Annotated in this window: 13 protein-coding genes and 1 pseudogene; 4 read left to right on the top strand and 10 right to left on the bottom strand. The window is 62.6% G+C overall.

Annotated features, from left to right (window positions below; all coding sequences use genetic code 11):
• The first annotated feature begins 2 nt into the window (after nt 1-2).
• Both RTP54_RS14585 and RTP54_RS14590 read left to right on the top strand, forming a co-directional pair.
• Nucleotides 3-845: a fumarylacetoacetate hydrolase family protein gene (locus tag RTP54_RS14585; protein WP_312363703.1), complete on the top strand. Its 843-nt coding sequence runs from the start codon at nt 3-5 to the stop codon at nt 843-845.
• A 25-nt stretch (nt 846-870) separates the two neighbouring features.
• Nucleotides 871-1,620: an SDR family oxidoreductase gene (locus RTP54_RS14590; protein ID WP_312363704.1), complete on the top strand. Its 750-nt coding sequence runs from the start codon at nt 871-873 to the stop codon at nt 1,618-1,620.
• Between the two features lie 118 nt (nt 1,621-1,738).
• Here the strand turns inward: RTP54_RS14590 and RTP54_RS14595 are convergent, their stop codons facing one another.
• The 10 genes from RTP54_RS14595 to RTP54_RS14640 all read right to left on the bottom strand — a co-directional run bounded on the left by RTP54_RS14595 (nt 1,739) and on the right by RTP54_RS14640 (nt 11,963).
• Entirely contained in the window at nt 1,739-3,277 is a 1,539-nt protein-coding gene (locus tag RTP54_RS14595) for a diguanylate cyclase (RefSeq protein ID WP_312363705.1), read from the bottom strand.
• 386 nt (nt 3,278-3,663) lie between these two features.
• Nucleotides 3,664-4,167: an SRPBCC family protein gene (locus RTP54_RS14600; protein WP_312363707.1), complete on the bottom strand. Its 504-nt coding sequence runs from the start codon at nt 4,165-4,167 to the stop codon at nt 3,664-3,666.
• Nucleotides 4,151-4,507 (bottom strand): metalloregulator ArsR/SmtB family transcription factor, encoded by a 357-nt coding sequence (locus RTP54_RS14605; protein WP_312363709.1) that lies wholly within the window; start codon nt 4,505-4,507, stop codon nt 4,151-4,153. Before RTP54_RS14605 ends, RTP54_RS14600 begins: the two co-directional genes overlap by 17 nt.
• Nucleotides 4,508-4,594: 87 nt before the next feature.
• Nucleotides 4,595-5,887, bottom strand: a complete 1,293-nt coding sequence (locus tag RTP54_RS14610) for an amidohydrolase family protein (RefSeq protein ID WP_312363711.1) — start codon at nt 5,885-5,887, stop codon at nt 4,595-4,597.
• Nucleotides 5,884-6,825, bottom strand: a complete 942-nt coding sequence (locus RTP54_RS14615; RefSeq protein WP_112817245.1) for an ABC transporter permease — start codon at nt 6,823-6,825, stop codon at nt 5,884-5,886. Before RTP54_RS14615 ends, RTP54_RS14610 begins: the two co-directional genes overlap by 4 nt.
• Nucleotides 6,826-6,827: 2 nt before the next feature.
• Nucleotides 6,828-7,877, bottom strand: a complete 1,050-nt coding sequence (locus RTP54_RS14620) for an ABC transporter permease (RefSeq protein ID WP_312363713.1) — start codon at nt 7,875-7,877, stop codon at nt 6,828-6,830.
• Nucleotides 7,867-9,444, bottom strand: a complete 1,578-nt coding sequence (locus RTP54_RS14625; RefSeq protein WP_312364411.1) for an ABC transporter ATP-binding protein — start codon at nt 9,442-9,444, stop codon at nt 7,867-7,869. Before RTP54_RS14625 ends, RTP54_RS14620 begins: the two co-directional genes overlap by 11 nt.
• A 79-nt stretch (nt 9,445-9,523) precedes the next feature.
• Nucleotides 9,524-10,549, bottom strand: coding sequence for a BMP family protein (locus RTP54_RS14630; protein ID WP_312363715.1), 1,026 nt, complete (start codon nt 10,547-10,549; stop codon nt 9,524-9,526).
• Nucleotides 10,550-10,997: 448 nt separating this feature from the next.
• Nucleotides 10,998-11,321 (bottom strand): NIPSNAP family protein, encoded by a 324-nt coding sequence (locus tag RTP54_RS14635; RefSeq protein WP_312363716.1) that lies wholly within the window; start codon nt 11,319-11,321, stop codon nt 10,998-11,000.
• Nucleotides 11,322-11,618: 297 nt separating this feature from the next.
• Nucleotides 11,619-11,963, bottom strand: a complete 345-nt coding sequence (locus RTP54_RS14640; protein WP_312363717.1) for an NAD(P)-binding domain-containing protein — start codon at nt 11,961-11,963, stop codon at nt 11,619-11,621.
• 391 nt (nt 11,964-12,354) lie between these two features.
• On the opposite strand from RTP54_RS14640, the pseudogene RTP54_RS14645 reads away from it, so the two are divergent.
• Both RTP54_RS14645 and RTP54_RS14650 read left to right on the top strand, forming a co-directional pair.
• Nucleotides 12,355-12,495: pseudogene (locus tag RTP54_RS14645) on the top strand (ISNCY family transposase); the annotation flags it as partial.
• Nucleotides 12,496-13,038: 543 nt separating this feature from the next.
• Nucleotides 13,039-19,161, top strand: coding sequence for an IPT/TIG domain-containing protein (locus RTP54_RS14650; RefSeq protein ID WP_312363719.1), 6,123 nt, complete (start codon nt 13,039-13,041; stop codon nt 19,159-19,161).
• Nucleotides 19,162-19,298: the final 137 nt, after the last annotated feature.

Raw genomic sequence — 19,298 nt, forward strand, 5'->3', positions numbered from 1 at the left:
ACATGAAATTGTTGCGTTTAACGGTCGGCGGAGCCGCCGTGCCTTGCATCCTAGATAACCAGGGGCAGGCACGGGATGTGTCCTCACTGGTGCAGGACTTTACCTCGGAGAGCTTGCCCGGCGTCGACGCTGTCCTGTCGGCTGCGGACCTGTCGGCTCTGCCGGTGGTGCCCGTCATCGATGCGGACATTCTGCCACCGGTCGCAAAGCCCGGCACGATCTGGTGCGTCGGGCTCAACTACTCGGACCATGCGGAGGAGGCGGGCCTGCCGGTGCCATCTGAACCGATCCTCTTCAATAAGGCGGCCGGGACCTATTGCGGGCCGAATGCGCCGCTTCTTCATTCCGAAAAGATGTCGAAGCTCGACTGGGAGGTCGAACTCGGCATCGTCATCGGCAAGCGCGCCTTGAACGTCACGCGGGACGCGGCCATGGACCATGTCTTCGGCTACGCCATCGTCAACGATGTCTCCGAGCGCGCCTGGCAGATGGATCGCGGCGGGCAATGGGTGAAGGGCAAGAGCTTTCCCAATTTCTGCCCGACAGGGCCCTGGCTTGTTACCCGCGACGAAGTGCCGGATCCGCAGGCGCTGTCGATGTGGCTCGACGTCAACGGCGAACGCATGCAGGCGGGCACGACCGCGCGCATGATCTTCGATGTCGCAACCATCGTCTCCTACATGAGCGAGTTCTGCGTGCTGGAGCCGGGCGATCTTATCTGCACTGGCACGCCACCCGGCGTCGGCATGGGCAAGAAGCCGCCGCGCTATCTGAAGCCCGGTGACGTGGTGGAGCTTGGCGTCGATGGCCTCGGCCGCCAACGCCAGACGGTGCAGGCCATTTAACCCGATCGCCAGGAAGGAATGGATCATGAGTGAAAAGACCGGACGATTGGCCGGACGCGTGGCGGTGGTGACGGCGGCAGGCCAGGGCATCGGCCGCGCCGTTGCCGAAAGGCTGATGGCAGAAGGCGCCGAGGTTCACGCCAGCGACATCAACGACAGCCTGCTCGCCACGCTCGCCGGCGCTGCAACGACGCAGCTGGACGCAACCGACAACGCGGCGGTGAAAGACTACTTCGCGGCCTTCGCACGCGTCGACATTCTCGTCCACGCGGTCGGCTACGTGCACCAGGGCACGATCGAGGAATGCTCGGCGGAGGACTGGCGGCGGTCGGTAAACATCACGCTCGACAGCGCCTACAACGTCATTGCCGGCGCGATCCCGAAGATGAAGGTGGGTGGCGGCAGCGTTATCACCATCGGCTCGGTCGCCTCCTCGATCAAGGGTTTTCCTAGGCGCGCGGCCTATGGTGCGGCCAAGGGCGGTGTCATCGGTCTCACCAAGGCGGTCGCGGCGGACTACGTCTCACAGGGCATCCGTTGCAATTCGGTCTGCCCCGGCACCGTCGCCTCGCCCTCTTTGGAAGAGCGCATCGGCGAACTCGGGGTCACGCTCGGGAGCCGCGACGAGGCCTATCGGTCGTTCATCAGCCGGCAACCAGCGGGGCGCTTCGGCACGGTCGAGGAGGTCGCCGGCATCTGCGCCTTCCTCGCGTCCGACGAGGGGGCCTTCATCACCGGTCAGGCGATCAATATCGATGGCGGTATCACGATCTGAAGAGCGCACTTGTCTGCTTTATGTGCGTTTCGGGGCAAGCTCGAATCGAGACCGTCCATAGGAGGTGACTTGGTCAAACCACCAAAGACCGGGGCCATATGATGCTTCGATCTTGGCGCTAAGCGACTTTGGTTCGATTGCGGCCCGAAAGTTTTGCGTCATAGAGTAGCCTGTCGGCCTGTTCGTAAAGTTCTGCGAAGCCGATATCAGCGTTTGGCGGTGCATCCGCCACGCCCATGCTGGCCGTCACGGGTAGACCGAGGCGTGGAACCGCGTTGGCGACGACGAGGGGAATTGCCTGGCGCCGCCGCTCCGCGAGAGCCTGGGCATCATCGCCGCGTACAAGAAGCACGAATTCCTCGCCGCCTAGGCGGAACGCATGAACCTGCGGGTCTGCCTGAAGCGCCTCGGCCACGGCTTTCAACACCGCATCACCGACCACATGGCCGTGAACATCATTGATTGCCTTGAAGTGGTCGAGGTCGAGAACGGCAAGTGTGCCGAAGCCTTCGCCGCGAAACGTCTCGAAATTCTGCTCGATTGCGCGCCGGTTGAGCAATCCGGTCAATGCGTCACGTTCGGAAAGGCGCTCAAGCACGTCGGCCTCGAACCGCGCGCTGTCTCGCTGGCGCTTGATCGTCATGAAGCGGTCCGCCACGCCCAGCGCGGTGAACAAGACTTCACATGCGCATCCCACATAGAACAGGAGCATGGCGTCGTTGCTCTCGAGCCATGGAAACACACCGGTTGCCAGGCGGACCAGACCGGCCATGATGACAGGGGTATAGCCGATCGCCTGGAACTTGGCGGCTCGACTTCCGCGCCGCAGCGCGTCGGCAACCGCCAGTATGAATATGATTACCACGGGCGCAAAAGCCGCCGTGTAGATGGTTGATTGTACAGAACGTCCCACAAACGGAAATGCAGCGTGAGACAAGCTCAGAAACATGGCCCAGGCAGCGCAATAAAGCAGGGCCCGCCGCAGGAGTGGATGCATTCGGCCGGGCTCGATGAAGCTGTGCGTAAACATCGCTCCGGAGGCGACAGTAACGCCGAAGATCACCGTCGTCATCCAGCTCAACGTCATTGCCGGCGGATCGAAGAGAACGACCGCAAGTCCGGAGGTGACCAGGATCGTCAGCAGCAAAGAGACCGTGAGCATGGAGTGCCAGAGCAGGAACGGCTCGCGCAGGATCCGGTAGAAGGCGGCGTTGAAAATGACCGGCATGGACAGCATGCCTGCAAGTGTAGCCAAGAGAAGCAAGGACTTCAGAAGCTCCGGGCCCATGACAAGGTCAGACGGTGACAGATAGGCTCTCTCCAGCGTCATCCGGTGGCTCGGCAAATCGAAGGCGACGACGACCTGTCGTGTGTCGTGGGTTACGCCGGTCAGAGGGACCTTGAAATAACCGCCAGACAGAGAGCTATCCAATTCGTCGGCGGACATGGACCCCTGGCGCATTGCGCCATCTCCGTCGATCGACAGCAGATGCACGGCAACGAGTGCACTGCGCCTTGAAAAGAGATATCGGGGAAGGGCATCGTTCGGACCGATCTCGAAACGCAGCAGTGCCCGCTCGCCCTCTAGCGAATAGATCCGGTCCCCGCACATCCACCGCCCTGTTGCGTTGACGACCGTGACCAGGTCGTCCGACAAACTGCTGGACGTCCAGCACGCGCTCCGAATGTCCCTGGTTTCGGACGCGCCGAGTGTTGCCGGGGCCATAGATGCAAGCATCACTAAGCTCAGCAATATCGTCGCGAGCGCATTTCTCGTGTTATTCCAGGACATGGGTCGACGCTACAAGGTCAACCGTTGAGATGCGGTTACCGGCCTCCAAATCAAACGGTGCGGTTAAACCAAACGCAGGGCGAAGATCGACCAGTCGGACTGACGCGTGACCGTCGATGGCGCAGGTGGGCAAAGTGGATGCGCGGACCCCCATGCCCGGCAAGGTCGCCCGCCCTAGTGATCGCGGTATCGCGATCTGATCATGGGCGCTTGGCGAGCTGGCGCGTGATGCATGTTGGCCCGGAGAATAGCTACGTGCCTTTGCGGGAAAGCAATTCGTCGAGCTGCTCCAGCTGTTCCGGCAATGCGGCCGCAGAGCCCTGTAGTGCTTCCTCAAGCGCCTCCTTGGACGGATAGCTTTCGTGGAAACGCAACAGCGTCTTCCCGCCCTGGTCCTCGAAGCTTACGGTCGTGATCGCGCCCTCATCGCCTTCGTCGTTGGTCCAGACGATGCGCTTGTTCGGCACCACCTCGAGATACTTGCCGTAGAAGGCCATGGTGTCGGAACCGCCGGCGCCGAATTCCAGGCGATATTTGCCGCTCGTACGGACGTCCATCTCGCACGATACAAGTGAAATTCCCGATGCCGATTTTGGCACCCACCACCGCTGGAGCAGCTCGGGCTGGCTCCACGCCTTGTAGACAGTACTCGCAGGCGCATTGAATGTCCGCGTTACGACGAGTTCGCGATCCCCACCGCGCTCGACGGACGTGCGGTTCTGCTCGCCACCTGCACCGCTAACTTGCTGGTTCATCGTTTCCCTCCTTTTCCAGTTCGCTGATGATTTCGTCCAATGCTTCAAAGCGGGTCTCGAACAGCTTGCGATGCGCCTCGATCCATTCGGCCTCCGCCCCGAGGCCGCGTTTCCCAAGTTTGCACGTTCTCACGCGTCCGACCTTTTGCGTGACGACGAGGCCCGCCCGCTCAAGAACCTGAATGTGCTTCTTCATGCCGGTCAGCGTCATCTGGAACGTGTCCGCGAGACTGGTGATCGACGCGTCGCCTTGCCCAAGCTGATCGATTATCCCGCGGCGGGTCGCATCGGAAAGCGCCGCAAATGAGAGATCGAGCGGAGGACAATCATACTGAACCATATAGTTCAGTATTTAGCCTGCGCATGCAGAAAGCGCAAGCGTCCCGATCTTTTCCAAGGGGCGCTTCGTCATTCGAGGTCAGCTCGATCAGTGCAGCTGCTGTGGCACGATGTGGCGACGGTTGACGGTTTCGGGGCGGCCCGTGATCGAAAGCGTGGTATCGCGCTTCTTGCGTTCAGCCACCACCTTGCCCCTGGCAACAACGCAGAGCCGCTCGGCGCGAAGGCGCACCGCCTCGACGGGATTGCCGGCATCGAGCACTACCAGGCTTGCCGATTTGCCGACGGCCAGGCCGAGATGATCGAGCCCCATGATCTCGGCATTGACCCTGGTTACCATGTCGAAACAGCTGCGCATGTCGGCGGGCGAGGACATCTGGGCGACATGCAGCCCCATGAAGGCGACGTCGAGCATGTCGGCCGTGCCGAGCGAATACCAGGGATCGAGCACGCAATCCTGACCCCAACCGACGCGGATGCCTGCCTTCAGCATCTCGGGCACGCGTGTCATGCCACGGCGCTTGGGATAGGTGTCGTGTCGTCCCTGCAGCATGATGTTGATCAGCGGATTGGGGATCGCCGAGACGCCGGCCTCGGCAATCAAGGGCAGCAGTTTCGAGACGTAGTAATTGTCCATCGAGTGCATGGACGTGAGGTGCGAACCCGCGACCCGGCCTCGCAGGCCAAGCCTCTGGGTCTCAAAGGCAAGCTGCTCGATATGGCGCGACAACGGGTCATCGGTCTCGTCGCAATGCAGGTCGACCATCAGCCCGCGTTCGGCCGCGATCTCGCAAAGGTCGATCACGGACCGCGTGCCGTCGGACATGGTGCGCTCGAAATGCGGTATGCCGCCGACGACATCGACGCCCATGTCGAGGGCGCGGATCGTGTTTTCGCGGGCATTCGGCGAGCGATAAAGCCCGTCCTGCGGAAAGGCGACGAGTTGTAGATCGATGTAGGGCGCGATCTCCCTCCTGACCTCGAGCAGCGCCTCCACCGCGAGCAGGCGGTCGTCGCAGGTATCCACATGGGTGCGGATGGCGAGCAGGCCCATCGAGACCGCCCAGTCGCAATAGGCGAGCGCGCGTTGCTTGACGGCCTCATGGGTCAGGATCGGCTTGAGCTCGCCCCATAGCGCGATGCCTTCGAGCAATGTGCCAGAAGCATTGATGCGTGGCAGGCCATAGGACAGCGTTGCGTCCATGTGGAAATGCGGATCGACGAAGGGCTGGCTGACGAGGTCGCCCGAGGCGTCGACCACACGACCGGCCTCGGCGTCGATGCGAGGCTCGATCGCGGCGATCCTGTCACCCCTGATGCCGATATCGGCGACGGTTCCATCAGGCAGCGTGCCGCCCTTTACGATCAGGTCGAAACTCATCTTTCGCCTTTCTGGTACGGGATCATCAAAGCTTTAGGATAGGTGGCACGTCGCGCCACCAGGATCAACGCCAGGATCGACAGCGCATAGGGCATCATCAAGAAAACCTGATAGGGCACGATGCCGCCGGAAATCTGTTGCAGTCGAACCTGATAGGCATCGAAGGCGGCAAACAGGATGGCGCCGACCAGCGCCTTGCCCGGCCGCCAGGAACCGAAGACGACAAGCGCGATGCAGATCCAGCCGCGGCCATTGATCATCTGGAAGAAGAAAGAATTGAAGGCCGAGATGGTGAGGAAAGCGCCGCCGACCCCCATCAGCGCGCTGCCGACGGCCACCGCGCCCATGCGGATGCCGGTGACCGAAATGCCTTGCGCCTCGACTGCGGACGGGTTCTCGCCGGCGGCGCGAACGGCGAGGCCGACCGGCGTGCGATAGAGGATCCAGGCGACGGCTGCGACCGACACGAACGCGAGATAGGTGAGCGGCGTCTGGGTAAAGAGCGCTTCGCCAACGACGGGAATCCTGGACAGGCCCGGGATCGGCAGCGGCTGGAACGGTTCTATCTTTGGCGGCGAGGTCACCTCGGGCAAGACAAGCCGATAAGTGAAATAGGTCAGGCTAGTGGCAAGCAGCGTGATGCCGATGCCGACGACGTGCTGAGACAGGCCGAGCGGAACCGTGAGGGTGGCGTGCAACAGGCCGAACAGGGCGCCTACAAGGGCTGCGACCAGAACGCCGGCCCAGAGATCGCCACCGGAATAGACGGTGAACCAGCCGGCGAACGCGCCGGCCGTCATGATCCCCTCGATGCCGAGGTTGAGAACGCCAGCCCGCTCACAGATCAGCTCGCCCATGGTCGCAAAGATCAGCGGCGACGCGATGCGGATGGCGGCAACCCAGAAGGAGGCGGTAAAGAGGATTTCAAGCGCGTCCATTGTCACCTCCACCTCACCCGGTATCGCGTCAGCAGGATCGCGACAACCATCGTCAGCAGCGAGGTGGCGACCATGACGTCCGCGATATAGCTCGGCACCTTGGCTGCGCGGCTCATGGCATCGGCGCCGACGAAGATGCCGGCGACGAAAATGGCCGATGCGATGACGCCGAGCGGATTGAGCATGGCGAGCATGGCGACGACGATGCCGGTGTAGCCGTAGCCCGGCGACAGGTCGAGCGTCAGGTTACCTTTCAGCCCCGAAACTTCGGAAAAGCCTGCGAGTGCCGCCAGGCCGCCCGAAAGCAGCGCCGTCTTCATCAGCGTGCGGTTGACAAGAATGCCGACGAAGCGCGCGCCGTCTGGGTTATGGCCGACGGCGCGCATCTCGTAGCCGAGAACCGTCTTTTTCATGACGAGCCAGACGAGAACGGCCGAAACGATGGCGATGACGAACCCGTAATGCAGCCGCTTGCCTTGAATGATGCGCGGCAGCTGGGCGTCGGCGATGACCTTTTGCGATTGCGGCCAGCCGAGCCCCATCGGGTCCTTGAGCACGCCTTCAAGCAACATCGACACGAACAGCAGCACGATGAAGTTGAGGAGGAGCGTCGTCACCACCTCGTCGACGCCGAAGCGGGTCTTCAGCACGGCGGGGCCGAGCAGAAGCGCCGCGCCTGCAGCCATGGCGGCGATCATGATCACCGGAATGAGAACGGCCGAAGGCAGAGGAAGTGCGCCGGTCCCCAGCACCACGGTGACGACGCCGCCGATATAGAGCTGGGCTTCCGCGCCGATATTCCAGAGCTTTGCCCGAAAGGCGACGGCGATCGCGAGGCCAGTGAAGATCAGCGGCGTCGCGCGCGTCAGGGTTTCCAACAGCGCGAACTGTGAGCCGGCCGCGCCCTTGGCCACAAGATAGAAGACGGAGAGCGGCGAAGCGCCGGCGGCGAGCACCAGCATCGATGTCAGCACCAGCGTCATGGCGACGGCCGCCAGCGGGAACATCAGGGTCACCGCCAGGGACGGTGCGGGTTTCGGCTCAAGCCGCATCGTCGCCATGCTCCCCGCTATGGCCGGCCATAAGCTCTCCCAGTTCCCGAATGCTGCGCTCGCCGCGCGCGGACGGCGTCGAAAGGCGCCCCTTCGACATGACGATGATGCGGTCGGACAATGTCAGGACTTCCTCGAGGTCTTCCGAAATCAGCAAAATCGCCGCGCCTCGGGTGCGCGCTTCAAGCAGCATGCGGTGAACATAGGCGACGGCGCCCACATCAAGCCCCCGGGTCGGCTGACTTGCCAGGATGATCTCCGGGTCGGGATCGAGCGCCCGGCCGAGGATCAGCTTCTGCATGTTTCCGCCGGAAAGCAGGCGGATGCGGGCGTCGGGCGAGGGGCATTTGACCTCGTAGTCGGCGATCAGTTTCTCGGCGAACTGGCGGGATGCCTTCCAGTTCAGGAAGCCCATGCGGCTGAACCGCGGGCTCCGGTAGCGTTCGGCGATGACATTCTCCGTCACGCTCATGTCGCCGATGCTGCCGATGGCGTGCCGATCTTCCGGAATTCGGGCCACGCCATGGGCGAGTGCGGCGCGCGGTGACCAGTCGCGGACGTTTTGTCCGGCAATGGAGATGCGTCCGCTCGTCGGGCGCCGGGTCCCTGCGATGAGGGCTGCAAGCCCAGCCTGGCCATTGCCGGCAACGCCGGCAAGCCCGGTGATTTCACCGGCAGTGAGCGTGAGCGATACGTCGTCGAGGCCTGCGCCGTTATACGGCGTCGTGGAGACGCGTTCGAGCGCCAGCAGCGGTGCGCCCGGCTTCACCGGACTGACTTCCGCCTGTTTGACCTCCTGGCCGACCATGAGGGCAGCCAGTTCCTTTCGGTCGGTGGAGGCTGTGTCGCGCTCGCCGACGAGCTGGCCGGAGCGAAGAACGAGCACCCGATCGCTGACCGCCATCACCTCGTGCAATTTGTGGGAGATGAAGATGATCGACAGGCCCTTGGCGACCAGCAGCTTCAGCGTCCGGAACAGGGCGTCGGTTTCGGCGGGCGTCAGAACGGCCGTCGGCTCGTCGAGGATCAGGATACGGGCTTCGCGGTAAAGCGCCTTCAGGATCTCGACGCGCTGGCGTTCGCCAACCGAAAGCTTGGAGACGGTGGCAGCCGGATCGACGGCGAGGCCGAAATCGGCGGAGAGCTGTTCGATGCGCCGCCGTGCGGCAGTCCGATCAAGCCGCATGCGCCAGAGGCTTTGGGTGCCGAGCGCGATATTTTCCTGCACCGTCATGTTGTCGGCGAGCGTGAAATGCTGGTGGACCATGCCGATGCCGGCATCCAGCGCCGCGCGCGGATCGCCCGGCGCAAGCAGCTTGCCGAAGGCCTCGACCGTTCCCTCGTCGGCGACGTAGTGACCGAAGAGAATGTTCATCAACGTCGTCTTGCCGGCACCATTCTCCCCGAGCAGCGCGATGACTTCGCCACGCTTCAGCTCGAAGGAAATGGCGTCGTTGGCCCTGAGCGGACCGAAGCGCTTGCTGATACCGGAAAGACGAAGGGCAGGATTGCTTGACACGGGCGTCACCGGGAAGTGGCGTTGCGGGAAGGCTTCCTTCCCGTTCATGAAGGAATAGGCCGCAACCAGCTGAGGGCACATTCTCGATCGCCACGGACCATCACCACCCCATGAACGGCAGCGGGAGCTAGCTCGACTTCGGCTCGGCGTCGTTGATCTCGACGGTGAACGAGCCGTCCTTGATCGCCTTTTCCTTCTCCGCGACCTTGGCCTTGATGTCGTCTGCAACCTTGCTGTCGAAGGCGCCGAGAGGTGCGAGCGAGCAGCCGCCGTTCTTCATGAAGGAATAGACGCCGTAGTCGTCCGCCTTGAACGAGCCAGCCTTCACTTCGGCGATCGCCTTGTCGAGCGTCGGCTCGAAATGCCACAGTGCGGAAGCGACAACGGTGTCGGGATAATCCGCCTGGGTGTCGATGACATTGCCGATGGCGAGGATCTTCCTCTCCTTGGCGGCATCGGACACGCCGAAACGCTCGGCATACAGAAGGTCTGCACCGCCATCGATCTGGGCGAACGCCGTCTCCTTGGCCTTTGGCGGATCGAACCACGAGCCGATGAAGGCAACCTGGAATTTGGTGTCCGGGGCCACTTCCTTCACGCCGGCCATGAACGCGTTCATCAGCCGGTTGACCTCCGGGATCGGATAGCCTCCCACCATGCCGATATTCTTGGACTTGGTCATTGCGCCGGCGATGAGGCCGGACAGGTAGGACGCGTCCTGGATGTAGTTGTCGAACACCGAGAAGTTGGGCACGGCGGCATCGGGCTTGAAGCTCGAGCCCATCAGGAAGGCGACGTCAGGATAGTCCCTGGCGACGGCGCGGGCGGCATCCTCGACGCCGAAGACTTCGCCTAGGATCAGCTTGTGGCCGGCCTCGCAATATTCGCGCATGACGCGCTCGTAGTCATTGTTCGCGGTGTTTTCCGAATAGACATACTCGACGTCGCCGCGTTCCTTGGCGGCATTGGCCGCCTTGTGGATGCGGCTGACCCACTGCTGCTCCACCGGCACGGTGTAGACGGCCGCCACCTTTATCGGGTCTGCAGCGAGCAGGCGACCTGGCAGACCCGCCACAGCCACTGCGGCGGAAGCGCCGGCAATTTTGATCAGATTTCTTCTGGAAATGGTGAAGGCGAAGGAATTGCTATGCATGAAATTCCCCTCTGATTGATTGCGCGTTTTGGAACGCGTCTTTTACCACTTGGTCAATGTAGGTGAAGTTGAAGATTGCAGCAATTGGATGTGTCGGAAAGTTCACTGCGCGCTTGTGGTCGGTCGCCCAGCGCTTTCATGTCCCCATTTGCGATCGAAAGCGGCTCGATATCTCTCGACGCCGCTTTGCGCATCGCCGATGAAACCGACGGGATTTGCCGTGAGTGCCAGGCGGTCAGCCGGGGAGAGGAAAAACCCCGCGATGGATTGCCTTGGACGGAGACGGGGTTCGACGACGGTTGACGTCGATCCGCCGAAGGTAGAACGGGAGCGGGAACCGCCTCAATCACACGGCTTTTCAAGCAATCTTGATGCAGGACGACGATCCAGAGGTGCCGCCGCTCGGATTATTTAGGTGGCATCCTCGACCGTGACGGATTTGGAGCTCTCACCTGCGCAGCAGCGGTCTTATGAATGTCCTTTCGTATCGGAGGATGCACCCGCTTTCATCTCTTATGCGGTCCGCAGCTATGAATTCCGGATCGCTTCCGAACCGCGATCGATGCTTTTCGTAAGCCGCCAGGCTCTGAAAGTTGAACAGAGCAATCGCCCTGTCGCTGGCGCCTTCCGACGGCAGGAAATACCCAAGATGCTCTCCACCGTGCTTTTCGACGAGCTCAATCCAACGCCTGCCAAACTCCTCAAACTCACTGATCTTGCGAGGATCGATGACATAGTCGACGACGCAAGTGATCTTCTTTTGACATTCCATTTCGTTCAGTTAACGATCTTCCGGCCTCCTTTGATCTCCCCGGTCTTTGAAACGTTTCGCTGGGCGGCCGGCCCTAGATCTGGGTGATTGGTGGTTCGACGACGCCGGCATCTGATTGGGGGTCAAGGTAAAATCGGTGCCTTCTAAAAGCTGCCAGCGCGCGTTTCGTTCCCCGTGGGGCCGCTCCAATTTGGGCGAACATCCGTTCAAAGCTCATGTGGGGAGATGGAGGCCCGCGATTATCGCTTGCCGCCGTTGTGCGCCGGCGGCGGTTGTGGATTGGCGGCGATAGCATCGTCAGGGCGGCATGTCCGTTTTGCGTACCGACAGCGTCGGGCGGGCGCCGCACTCGGCAAGGTCGAGCGCAATCTCGGCGCCGGTGTTTCCCATGCCGACAACCAGAACCGACTGGTCAGCGAAGGGCGCAGCGTCAATGTAATCAGCGCTGTGCAGCCGCGTGCCCATGAAAGCCTCGATCTCGGGTAGGCTGGGAACGAAGTGCTCAGCGTTTCTGCCGCTGGCAATGACGACGTGGCTTGCACAGAAGGTATCCGTTCCGGCCTCGACCAGATAGCCGCCGTCGTCGCGAACGATGGACTTGACTGTCTCGCCGAAGCGGTCGCGCGTCGAAACGCTCGGCACTCTTTTAGGAACGCGCCGATCCTAAGAGTTCAGTGGATCGGAGTCTGGTGGCAGTTGCTATTTTAATCTGTCGTGCGTCTGCGATCGAAGCATTTCGTATGCGATGGATCGCCGGAGGCGATGAAAACGCCGTCGGCGCCCATCGACAATGGCTATCTCAGCCTTCGTCAGCACCGAAGCGAAGTTGTGGAAGTGAGCTGCCAACCGTGACTAGGATCGTCGCCAAAGATCGCTGCACGGCAACTGGGGTGGACTTTTGTGTTGGGCCCCAATCTGTGTTCCATAATGCTGATTATGCGATCATCGTGTGTAGCCGCAAAGTTGGAATGTCCTGATTCTGCGAAGGTGGAATGTCACTCTCCCCGGGTTTTGGTGACTTGGGAGATTGCGGATGGGATTGATTGCGATAAGCGAACGCGATCTGCAGCGGATTGAGTCTTGTCGGAGGTCATCGGTGGCCGCATGACGCTGGTGTCAGCGTCGCATGTGCTTGAGTTGAGCACGCACCAGGTTCACCGGTTGCTGGACCAGCCACAGCGCCTCTTCGCAATAAGTGTAGGTCGCTTGTGCGTAAGCGACAACGAATCGCGGCGGATACGGACGCCTTTACAATAGGTCCGACAGAGCTTGTATTGGCCAGCGATCTTCAAATCTTGGACACTTCAAATAGCGCCCCGCAAGCTGCTCGCCATGCAATCCGTCGCGATAAACGACAAGTTGAGGAATTGGGGCAAAAATGCGATGCAACCTATGGCGTCCCGTTGCGAAACAATCTATGGCTTCAAACTGCAGTTACAAGTTGAAGCTCCCGCCTCCCTCCGGCCGAACACAAAGCTCGTTGTAGGATTGGACCACCGCGTCGTTTTCGCGGCGCGTTGAAAGATGGGTTGAGCAACTTATGAAGGCACGCGTTGCGCGGTGATGCAATTCAATCCGGGCATATCAGCTTCCGCCACGTGCGATCTTTAAGCTGTTGTTTTCGGCGATGTGGTTGGGGGACTACAAAGTGCGGGCATGGGGTGTTGGAACGTGGAATGGCCTTGGCTCCAAGTCGAGGCTCGGCCGGGACATGTGCTTGAAAGCATGGTCTGCAGCCTCAGAGGCGATCTCAGGCGCCGTGCTGCCGGGCGTTTTCGGGTTCGTTCGTGCCGGTGCGATAGCGGTAACGCTCTGGTTGGCAAGCGCGCTGGCGGCGCAGGCCGCCGGCAACTGCAATTTCAACGTTACCTTTAACGCGGTCGGCGACTTCCAAGAGATCGATACCAACGGATGCGAGACAACGTGGGGGGGGAGTTACAGCAGTTTCTACAACACGCAGACACCACTCAAGAAGCCAGGCGGAGGCTTCAATTGGGGCCTCGGCGCAAATGATATAGGGGCTTCCACCCCGGAAAACGCAAGCGGCGTCAATAATGGGGTCTATCAATTCGAGTTCGCTGAAACAACCAGCCGACTGAAGATAACGCTGGTAACCGCGCCCTCCCAGAGCACGGACACCTACAACGGCTTCATGTATACCGGTACCAACACCGCAACGGATCCGATAGCCGATACGCCTGCATCGCTGAACATCACCTATACGGGCCAGGCGACTGTCACGGCCGTCGCGCCGAGCGCGGGCCCGACGGGCGGTGGAACGAACGTGACCATCACGGGCACCGGCTTTACCGGCGCAACGGCGGTAGCATTCGGCGCCACGCCGGCAACCGGCTACACCGTCATCAGCGGCACCCGGATCGACGCGATCGCGCCGGCAGGCTCGGCAGGCCAGGTGGATGTCCGCGTTACCACGCCCACCGGGATAAGCGCGATCAGCGCTTCCGACAAGTACACCTATGTCGCCGCACCGACCGTGACCGCCGTGTCGCCGACGGCGGGCCCGACAGCGGGCGGGACGTCTGTGGTCATCACCGGCACCGGGTTCTCGACCGCCAGTCCGACGGGCGCGGTGAAATTCGGCGCGACGAACGCGACCTATACAATCAACAGCAACACCCAGATCACCGCGACATCACCAGCCAATTCGGCCGGCACCTATGACATCACCGTGGCCACACCCGGCGGCACCAGTGCCACCAGCGCGGCCGACCAGTTCACCTATGTCCCGGCGCCGACCGTGACCTCGACGTCGCCGTCAGTGGGCCCGATGGGAGGCGGAACGAGCGTGACCATCACGGGCACCGGCTTTACCGGCGCAACGGCGGTGACATTCGGTGGTGCGCCCGCTTCCACCTACACCGTCATTAACGGTACCCAGATTACCGCAACCGCCCCGGCCGGTACGGGCACTGTGGACATCCGCGTCACCACCGTCGGCGGCACGAGCGCCACCACTGCATCCGACCAGTTCACCTATGTCCCGCCTCCGACGGTGACGTCGCTGTCGCCGACGGCAGGCCCGGCAGCAGGTGGAACGACGGTTACCATCACGGGCACCGGGTTCGCGGTTGCGAGTGGCACCGGGGCAGTGAAGTTCGGTGCTGTGAACGCGACCTATACGATCAACAGCAACACGCAGATCACCGCGACGGCGCCCGCCAGTGCGGCAGGCATCGTCGACATTACCGTGACCACGGCCGGTGGCACGAGCGCCATCAGCGCGTCAGACCGGTACACCTATACCGCCGCACCGACCGTGAGCGGGCTATCACAGAGCGCCGGGCCGACGGCGGGCGGGACAACCGTGGTTATCACCGGCACCGGGTTCTCGGCCGCCAGTCCGACGGGCGCGGTGAAATTCGGCGCGACGAACGCGACCTATACGATCAACAGCAACACCCAGATCACCGCGACGGCGCCGGCCGGTGCGGCAGGCACCTATGACATCACCGTGACCACGACCGGCGGCACGAGCGCCACCAACGCATCCGACCAGTACACCTATGTGGCAGCACCGACCGTGACCGCAACATCGCCGACCTCGGGCCCTGCCGCAGGCGGATCGACGGTAGTCATTACCGGAACCGGGTTCGCCAGTGCTACTGCCGTGTCGTTCGGCGGCACCGCGGCAACCGGCTTCACCGTCAACAGCAACACGCAGATCACCGCGACCGCCCCGGCAGGTACGGGCACGGTCGATATCCGCGTCACCACTGTCGGCGGAACCAGCGCCACCAGCGCGTCCGACCAGTATGTCTATGTCGCGCCACCGGTAGTGACCAGCTTCACCCACGGCACGATCGTTCCCTACAATAGTTCCAGTCAGTCGATCGACCTGTCCACAAACGCGACCAACAATCCGACGAGCTACGCGGTCGGTTCTGCGACCACCGCTCAAGGCGGGTCGGTCAGCGTCAACAGCAGCGGACAAGCCACCTACACCGCGCCGGTCGGCTTCCGCAATGCCAATGACAGCTTCACCTTCACGGCGACCAACCTCGGCGGTACGTCGAGCCCCGCCGTCGTCACCGTGACGGTCGGCAATCCGACGATTGCGATGTCGCTGCCGTCGGCAACGGCCACCGTCGAAAGGGCCTACAACACCGGCGGCGCCGCGGTCGCGTTCTCGGGCGGCAACGCACCCTATACGGTCAACAGCATCAACGGCCTGCCCGCGGGCCTGGTCCATAGCGGCGGCGGTGTCATCAGCGGCACCCCAGCGGTCAACGGCACCTTCACGGTGACCGTCAACGTCACCGACAGTTCGTCGGGAGCAGGTCCCTACAACGCCAATACGACGGCGACGCTGACGGTTTCGCTGCCGCCGGCGCCGGTGGCCTCATCCTTCACCATCAACGGTTTGGCCTACAATACCGGCTCGGCCTCGGCCACGACGTTCAGTGCTGCCCCGCATGCCACCGAAAGCCCGACCGGATATCAGGTGGGCGCGTCGTCCCTTGGCGCAACGGTCAGCGTCGATAGCGCCGGGCTCATTAGCTACACGCCGCCGGTCGGCCTCCGCGGCACCGACACCTTCAACTACGTCGCGACCAACGCGGGCGGCACCTCCAATTTCGGCCTGGTCACGGTGGTGGTGAACGATCCTGCCTTCTCGGTCACGCTGCCGGCCTCCACCGGTACGGTGGGCGATGCCTATAACAGCGGCGGGATCGCCGTCAGCGTCAGCGGCGGTAAGGCGCCCTACACCAACTTCTCGGCAACCGGACTGCCGATCGGCCTTTCCATCAGCAGTGCGGGCGTCATCTCCGGCACGCCAACAGCGGCAGGAAATGCCACGGTCGTGATCACCGCCACCGACAGCTCGGGGGGGAACGGCAGCTTTACCAGCACGGCCTCGGCAAGCATCAGCATCGCCGCGCCGACCATCTCCATCAATCCCCCGACCTTGCCGAACGCGGCGAACGGCGTTTCGTACGGCGCGACGTTGACCGGTACGGGCGGCATTGCACCGTTTACATTTGCGCTCACCGCCGGCTCGCTCCCGGACGGACTCACACTGGCCGCCGATGGCACCATTTCTGGCACGCCGACGGGCGGAGGTACCTACAACTTCACGGTCACCGCGACTGACAGCGCAACGGCGACGGGACCCTATACGGGCGCGCGTGCCTATGCCTTGACCGTCGACACGCCGACGATCGTCCTGTCGCCCTCAGCGGGCGCCTTGCCCGGCGGCACCACCGGTCTTGCCTACAGCCAGTCCTTTGGCGCCTCCGGCGGAACCGGCCCCCACGCCTACTCCGTTACGGGCACGCTTCCGGCAGGCCTGAGCTTGAGTTCGGCCGGCGTTCTCTCCGGCACACCGACCGCAGGCGGCACGTTCACGTTCACGGTCAACGCGACCGACAGCTCGACCGGGACAGGACCCTTCACAGCCTCTGAGAGCTATTCCCTGACGCTTGCAGCTCCGGCAATTGCGGTTGCACCGTCCACCCTTCCGAACGCGGCCTTCGGCGCGGCCTATAACCAGACCGTGACGGCATCCGGAGGCGTTGCCCCCTACAGCTACTCCGTCACATCCGGCACGCTACCACAGGGCCTCAGTCTCAGCCCCGCTGGCGTTCTCTCGGGCGCGCCGACAACGGTTGGAACATTCAACCTCACCATCAGTGCGACAGACGCCGCGACCGGAACAGGTCCCTTCACCGGCACGCAAAGCTACGCGCTCGTCGTCGATCAGGTCCTGCCCATCGCCAATGCCGTGACAACCACGGTTGCGGCCAACTCCGCGGCCAACGGGATCACGCTTGCGATCACCGGCGGCGTCGCTGACAGCGTAGCCGTCGTCAGCCCTGCCACCAACGGCATGGCAACCGCTTCCGGCACGACCATCTCCTACACGCCAACGGCTGGCTACTCCGGAACGGACAGCTTCACCTATACCGCCACGAATGCGGCCGGCACCTCGTCGCCAGCAACCATTACCGTGACGGTGACGGCGCCGACCCTGAGCTTGTCGCCTGCGGCAGGAGGGCTTGCGGATGGAACGAAGGGTACGAGCTATTCGCAAGCACTCTCCGCATCCGGTGGCACCGCACCCTACGCCTACAGTGTGACGGCTGGCGCGCTTCCGGCCGGACTTGCGCTCGACGGCGCAACCGGCCGCGTCAGTGGCACACCGACTGCAACTGGCAGCTTCGGCTTCACCGTCAGTGCCACCGACGCCTATGGTGCCACGGGTTCGGCGGCCTATTCGCTTGCCGTCAAACCGTCGATCGCTGCCTTCGCCTTCACGCCGATGCCAGGAAGCCTGGCCGACGCCATGGCCGGCGAGGACTATAGCCAGCAGATCACGGCGACCGGAGGCACGGCCCCCCTCCTCTATCGGATTGGATCCGGTGCCTTGCCCGGCGGCATGGTGCTCAATGTTTCGACCGGTGAACTGACCGGCCCGCTCGATGCCGCAAGCGCGGGCGACTACACCTTCACCGTGGTGGTCGAGGACAATAACGGCGCGACCGGTTCTGCGACCTACGGCGTGACGGTCAAGCAACGCGGCGCAACCGTCACCGACCAGGTGGTGAACGTCCCCGCCGGCTCGAGCCCGCCTGACGTCTATCTCAACCGCGGCGCGACCGGCGGGCCGTTTACATCGGCCGATGTGACATTCGTCGAGCCCGCCAACGCCGGCACCGCTACGGTTATCCAGGGACGGCTTGCCCAGGCAGGCCCAGTCGCCGGGCCGGTCGGCTGGTATTTGCAGTTCACACCCAATCCGGCGTTTTCCGGCGCGGCAAGGGTCGGTTTCCGCCTGTCGAGTTCGCTTGGATCGTCCAACATCGGCACCGTGACCTACAATCTCGGCTATTCGGCGACAGAGGTGGCCGAGGACATCAACGCCCTTGTCAGCGGCTTCATCGACGCGCGGCAGAGCCTGATAGCCAACGGCATTTACGTTCCCGGCCTTCTCGAGCGTCGGCAGATGCAACAGGCAAGCGATCCGGTCACCGCACGCATGACGCCGTCCGAAGAGGGCATGACAGCGAGTTTCTCGACCAGCCTTGCGCAGTTGGACGCGGCGCGCGACGCTGCGGATGGCATCGAGGGCGCCGCCTTGCCGCCCTTCAACATCTGGATCGATGGCACATTCCTCGCGCACAAACGCGATCAGAACGACGGCAAATGGGGCAGCTTCGCCATGCTCAATCTCGGCGCCGACTATCTGCTTTCGGATCGTGCCCTGGTCGGCCTGTCGTTCCACTTCGATCGCATGACCGATCCGAGCGACGCGGACGCCGAACTGACGGGCAACGGCTGGCTCGCCGGTCCCTATGCCTCGTTCGAAATCGGCAAGGGCATCTACTGGGATACCAGCCTGCTTTATGGCGGTTCGGCCAACGATATCGACACTGCGTTCTGGGATGGCAATTTCGACACGACGCGCTGGATGATCGATACGGCGATCGAGGGAGAGTTCCAGCTCGGCGAAGCAACGGTTCTCACGCCGAAGCTGCGGGCCGTCTACTTCAACGAAAAGGTCGATGACTACTCGGTACGCAACGATGCTGGCGACGAAGTAGCGATCGACGGCTTTGACGCCGAGCAGTTCCGCGTCAGCCTCGGTGCCGAAATCGCCCGCTCCTTTACGCTGGACAACGGATCGGCTCTGACACCCAAGCTCGGCGTCACCACCGGTTACTCGGGCCAGGACGGTTCGGGGCTTTTCGCGTCGATCTCAGCAGGACTCTCGCTTGAAACCGCCGATCTTTGGATGCTTTCAGCTGACTTGCTCTTCGGCATTGAAGGCGATGGCGAAAAAGCGGTTGGTGGCAAAGTCAGGGCCGGAAGGCAGTTCTGACGCAAGCGCGTCGCTGGCCAAGCGAATGCCGTTCCCCAAACCACACCGCGCCCTGTTGGAAAGCGGTCTGGCTTGGGGATGGCCCCCTTGAACCCGGATGACGGTGATCAATCGAACTGCGCTTGTGCAAGGCGGCA

The sequence above is a fragment of the Ensifer sp. genome (genome assembly GCF_031989085.1).
GTDB lineage: Bacteria > Pseudomonadota > Alphaproteobacteria > Rhizobiales > Rhizobiaceae > Ensifer.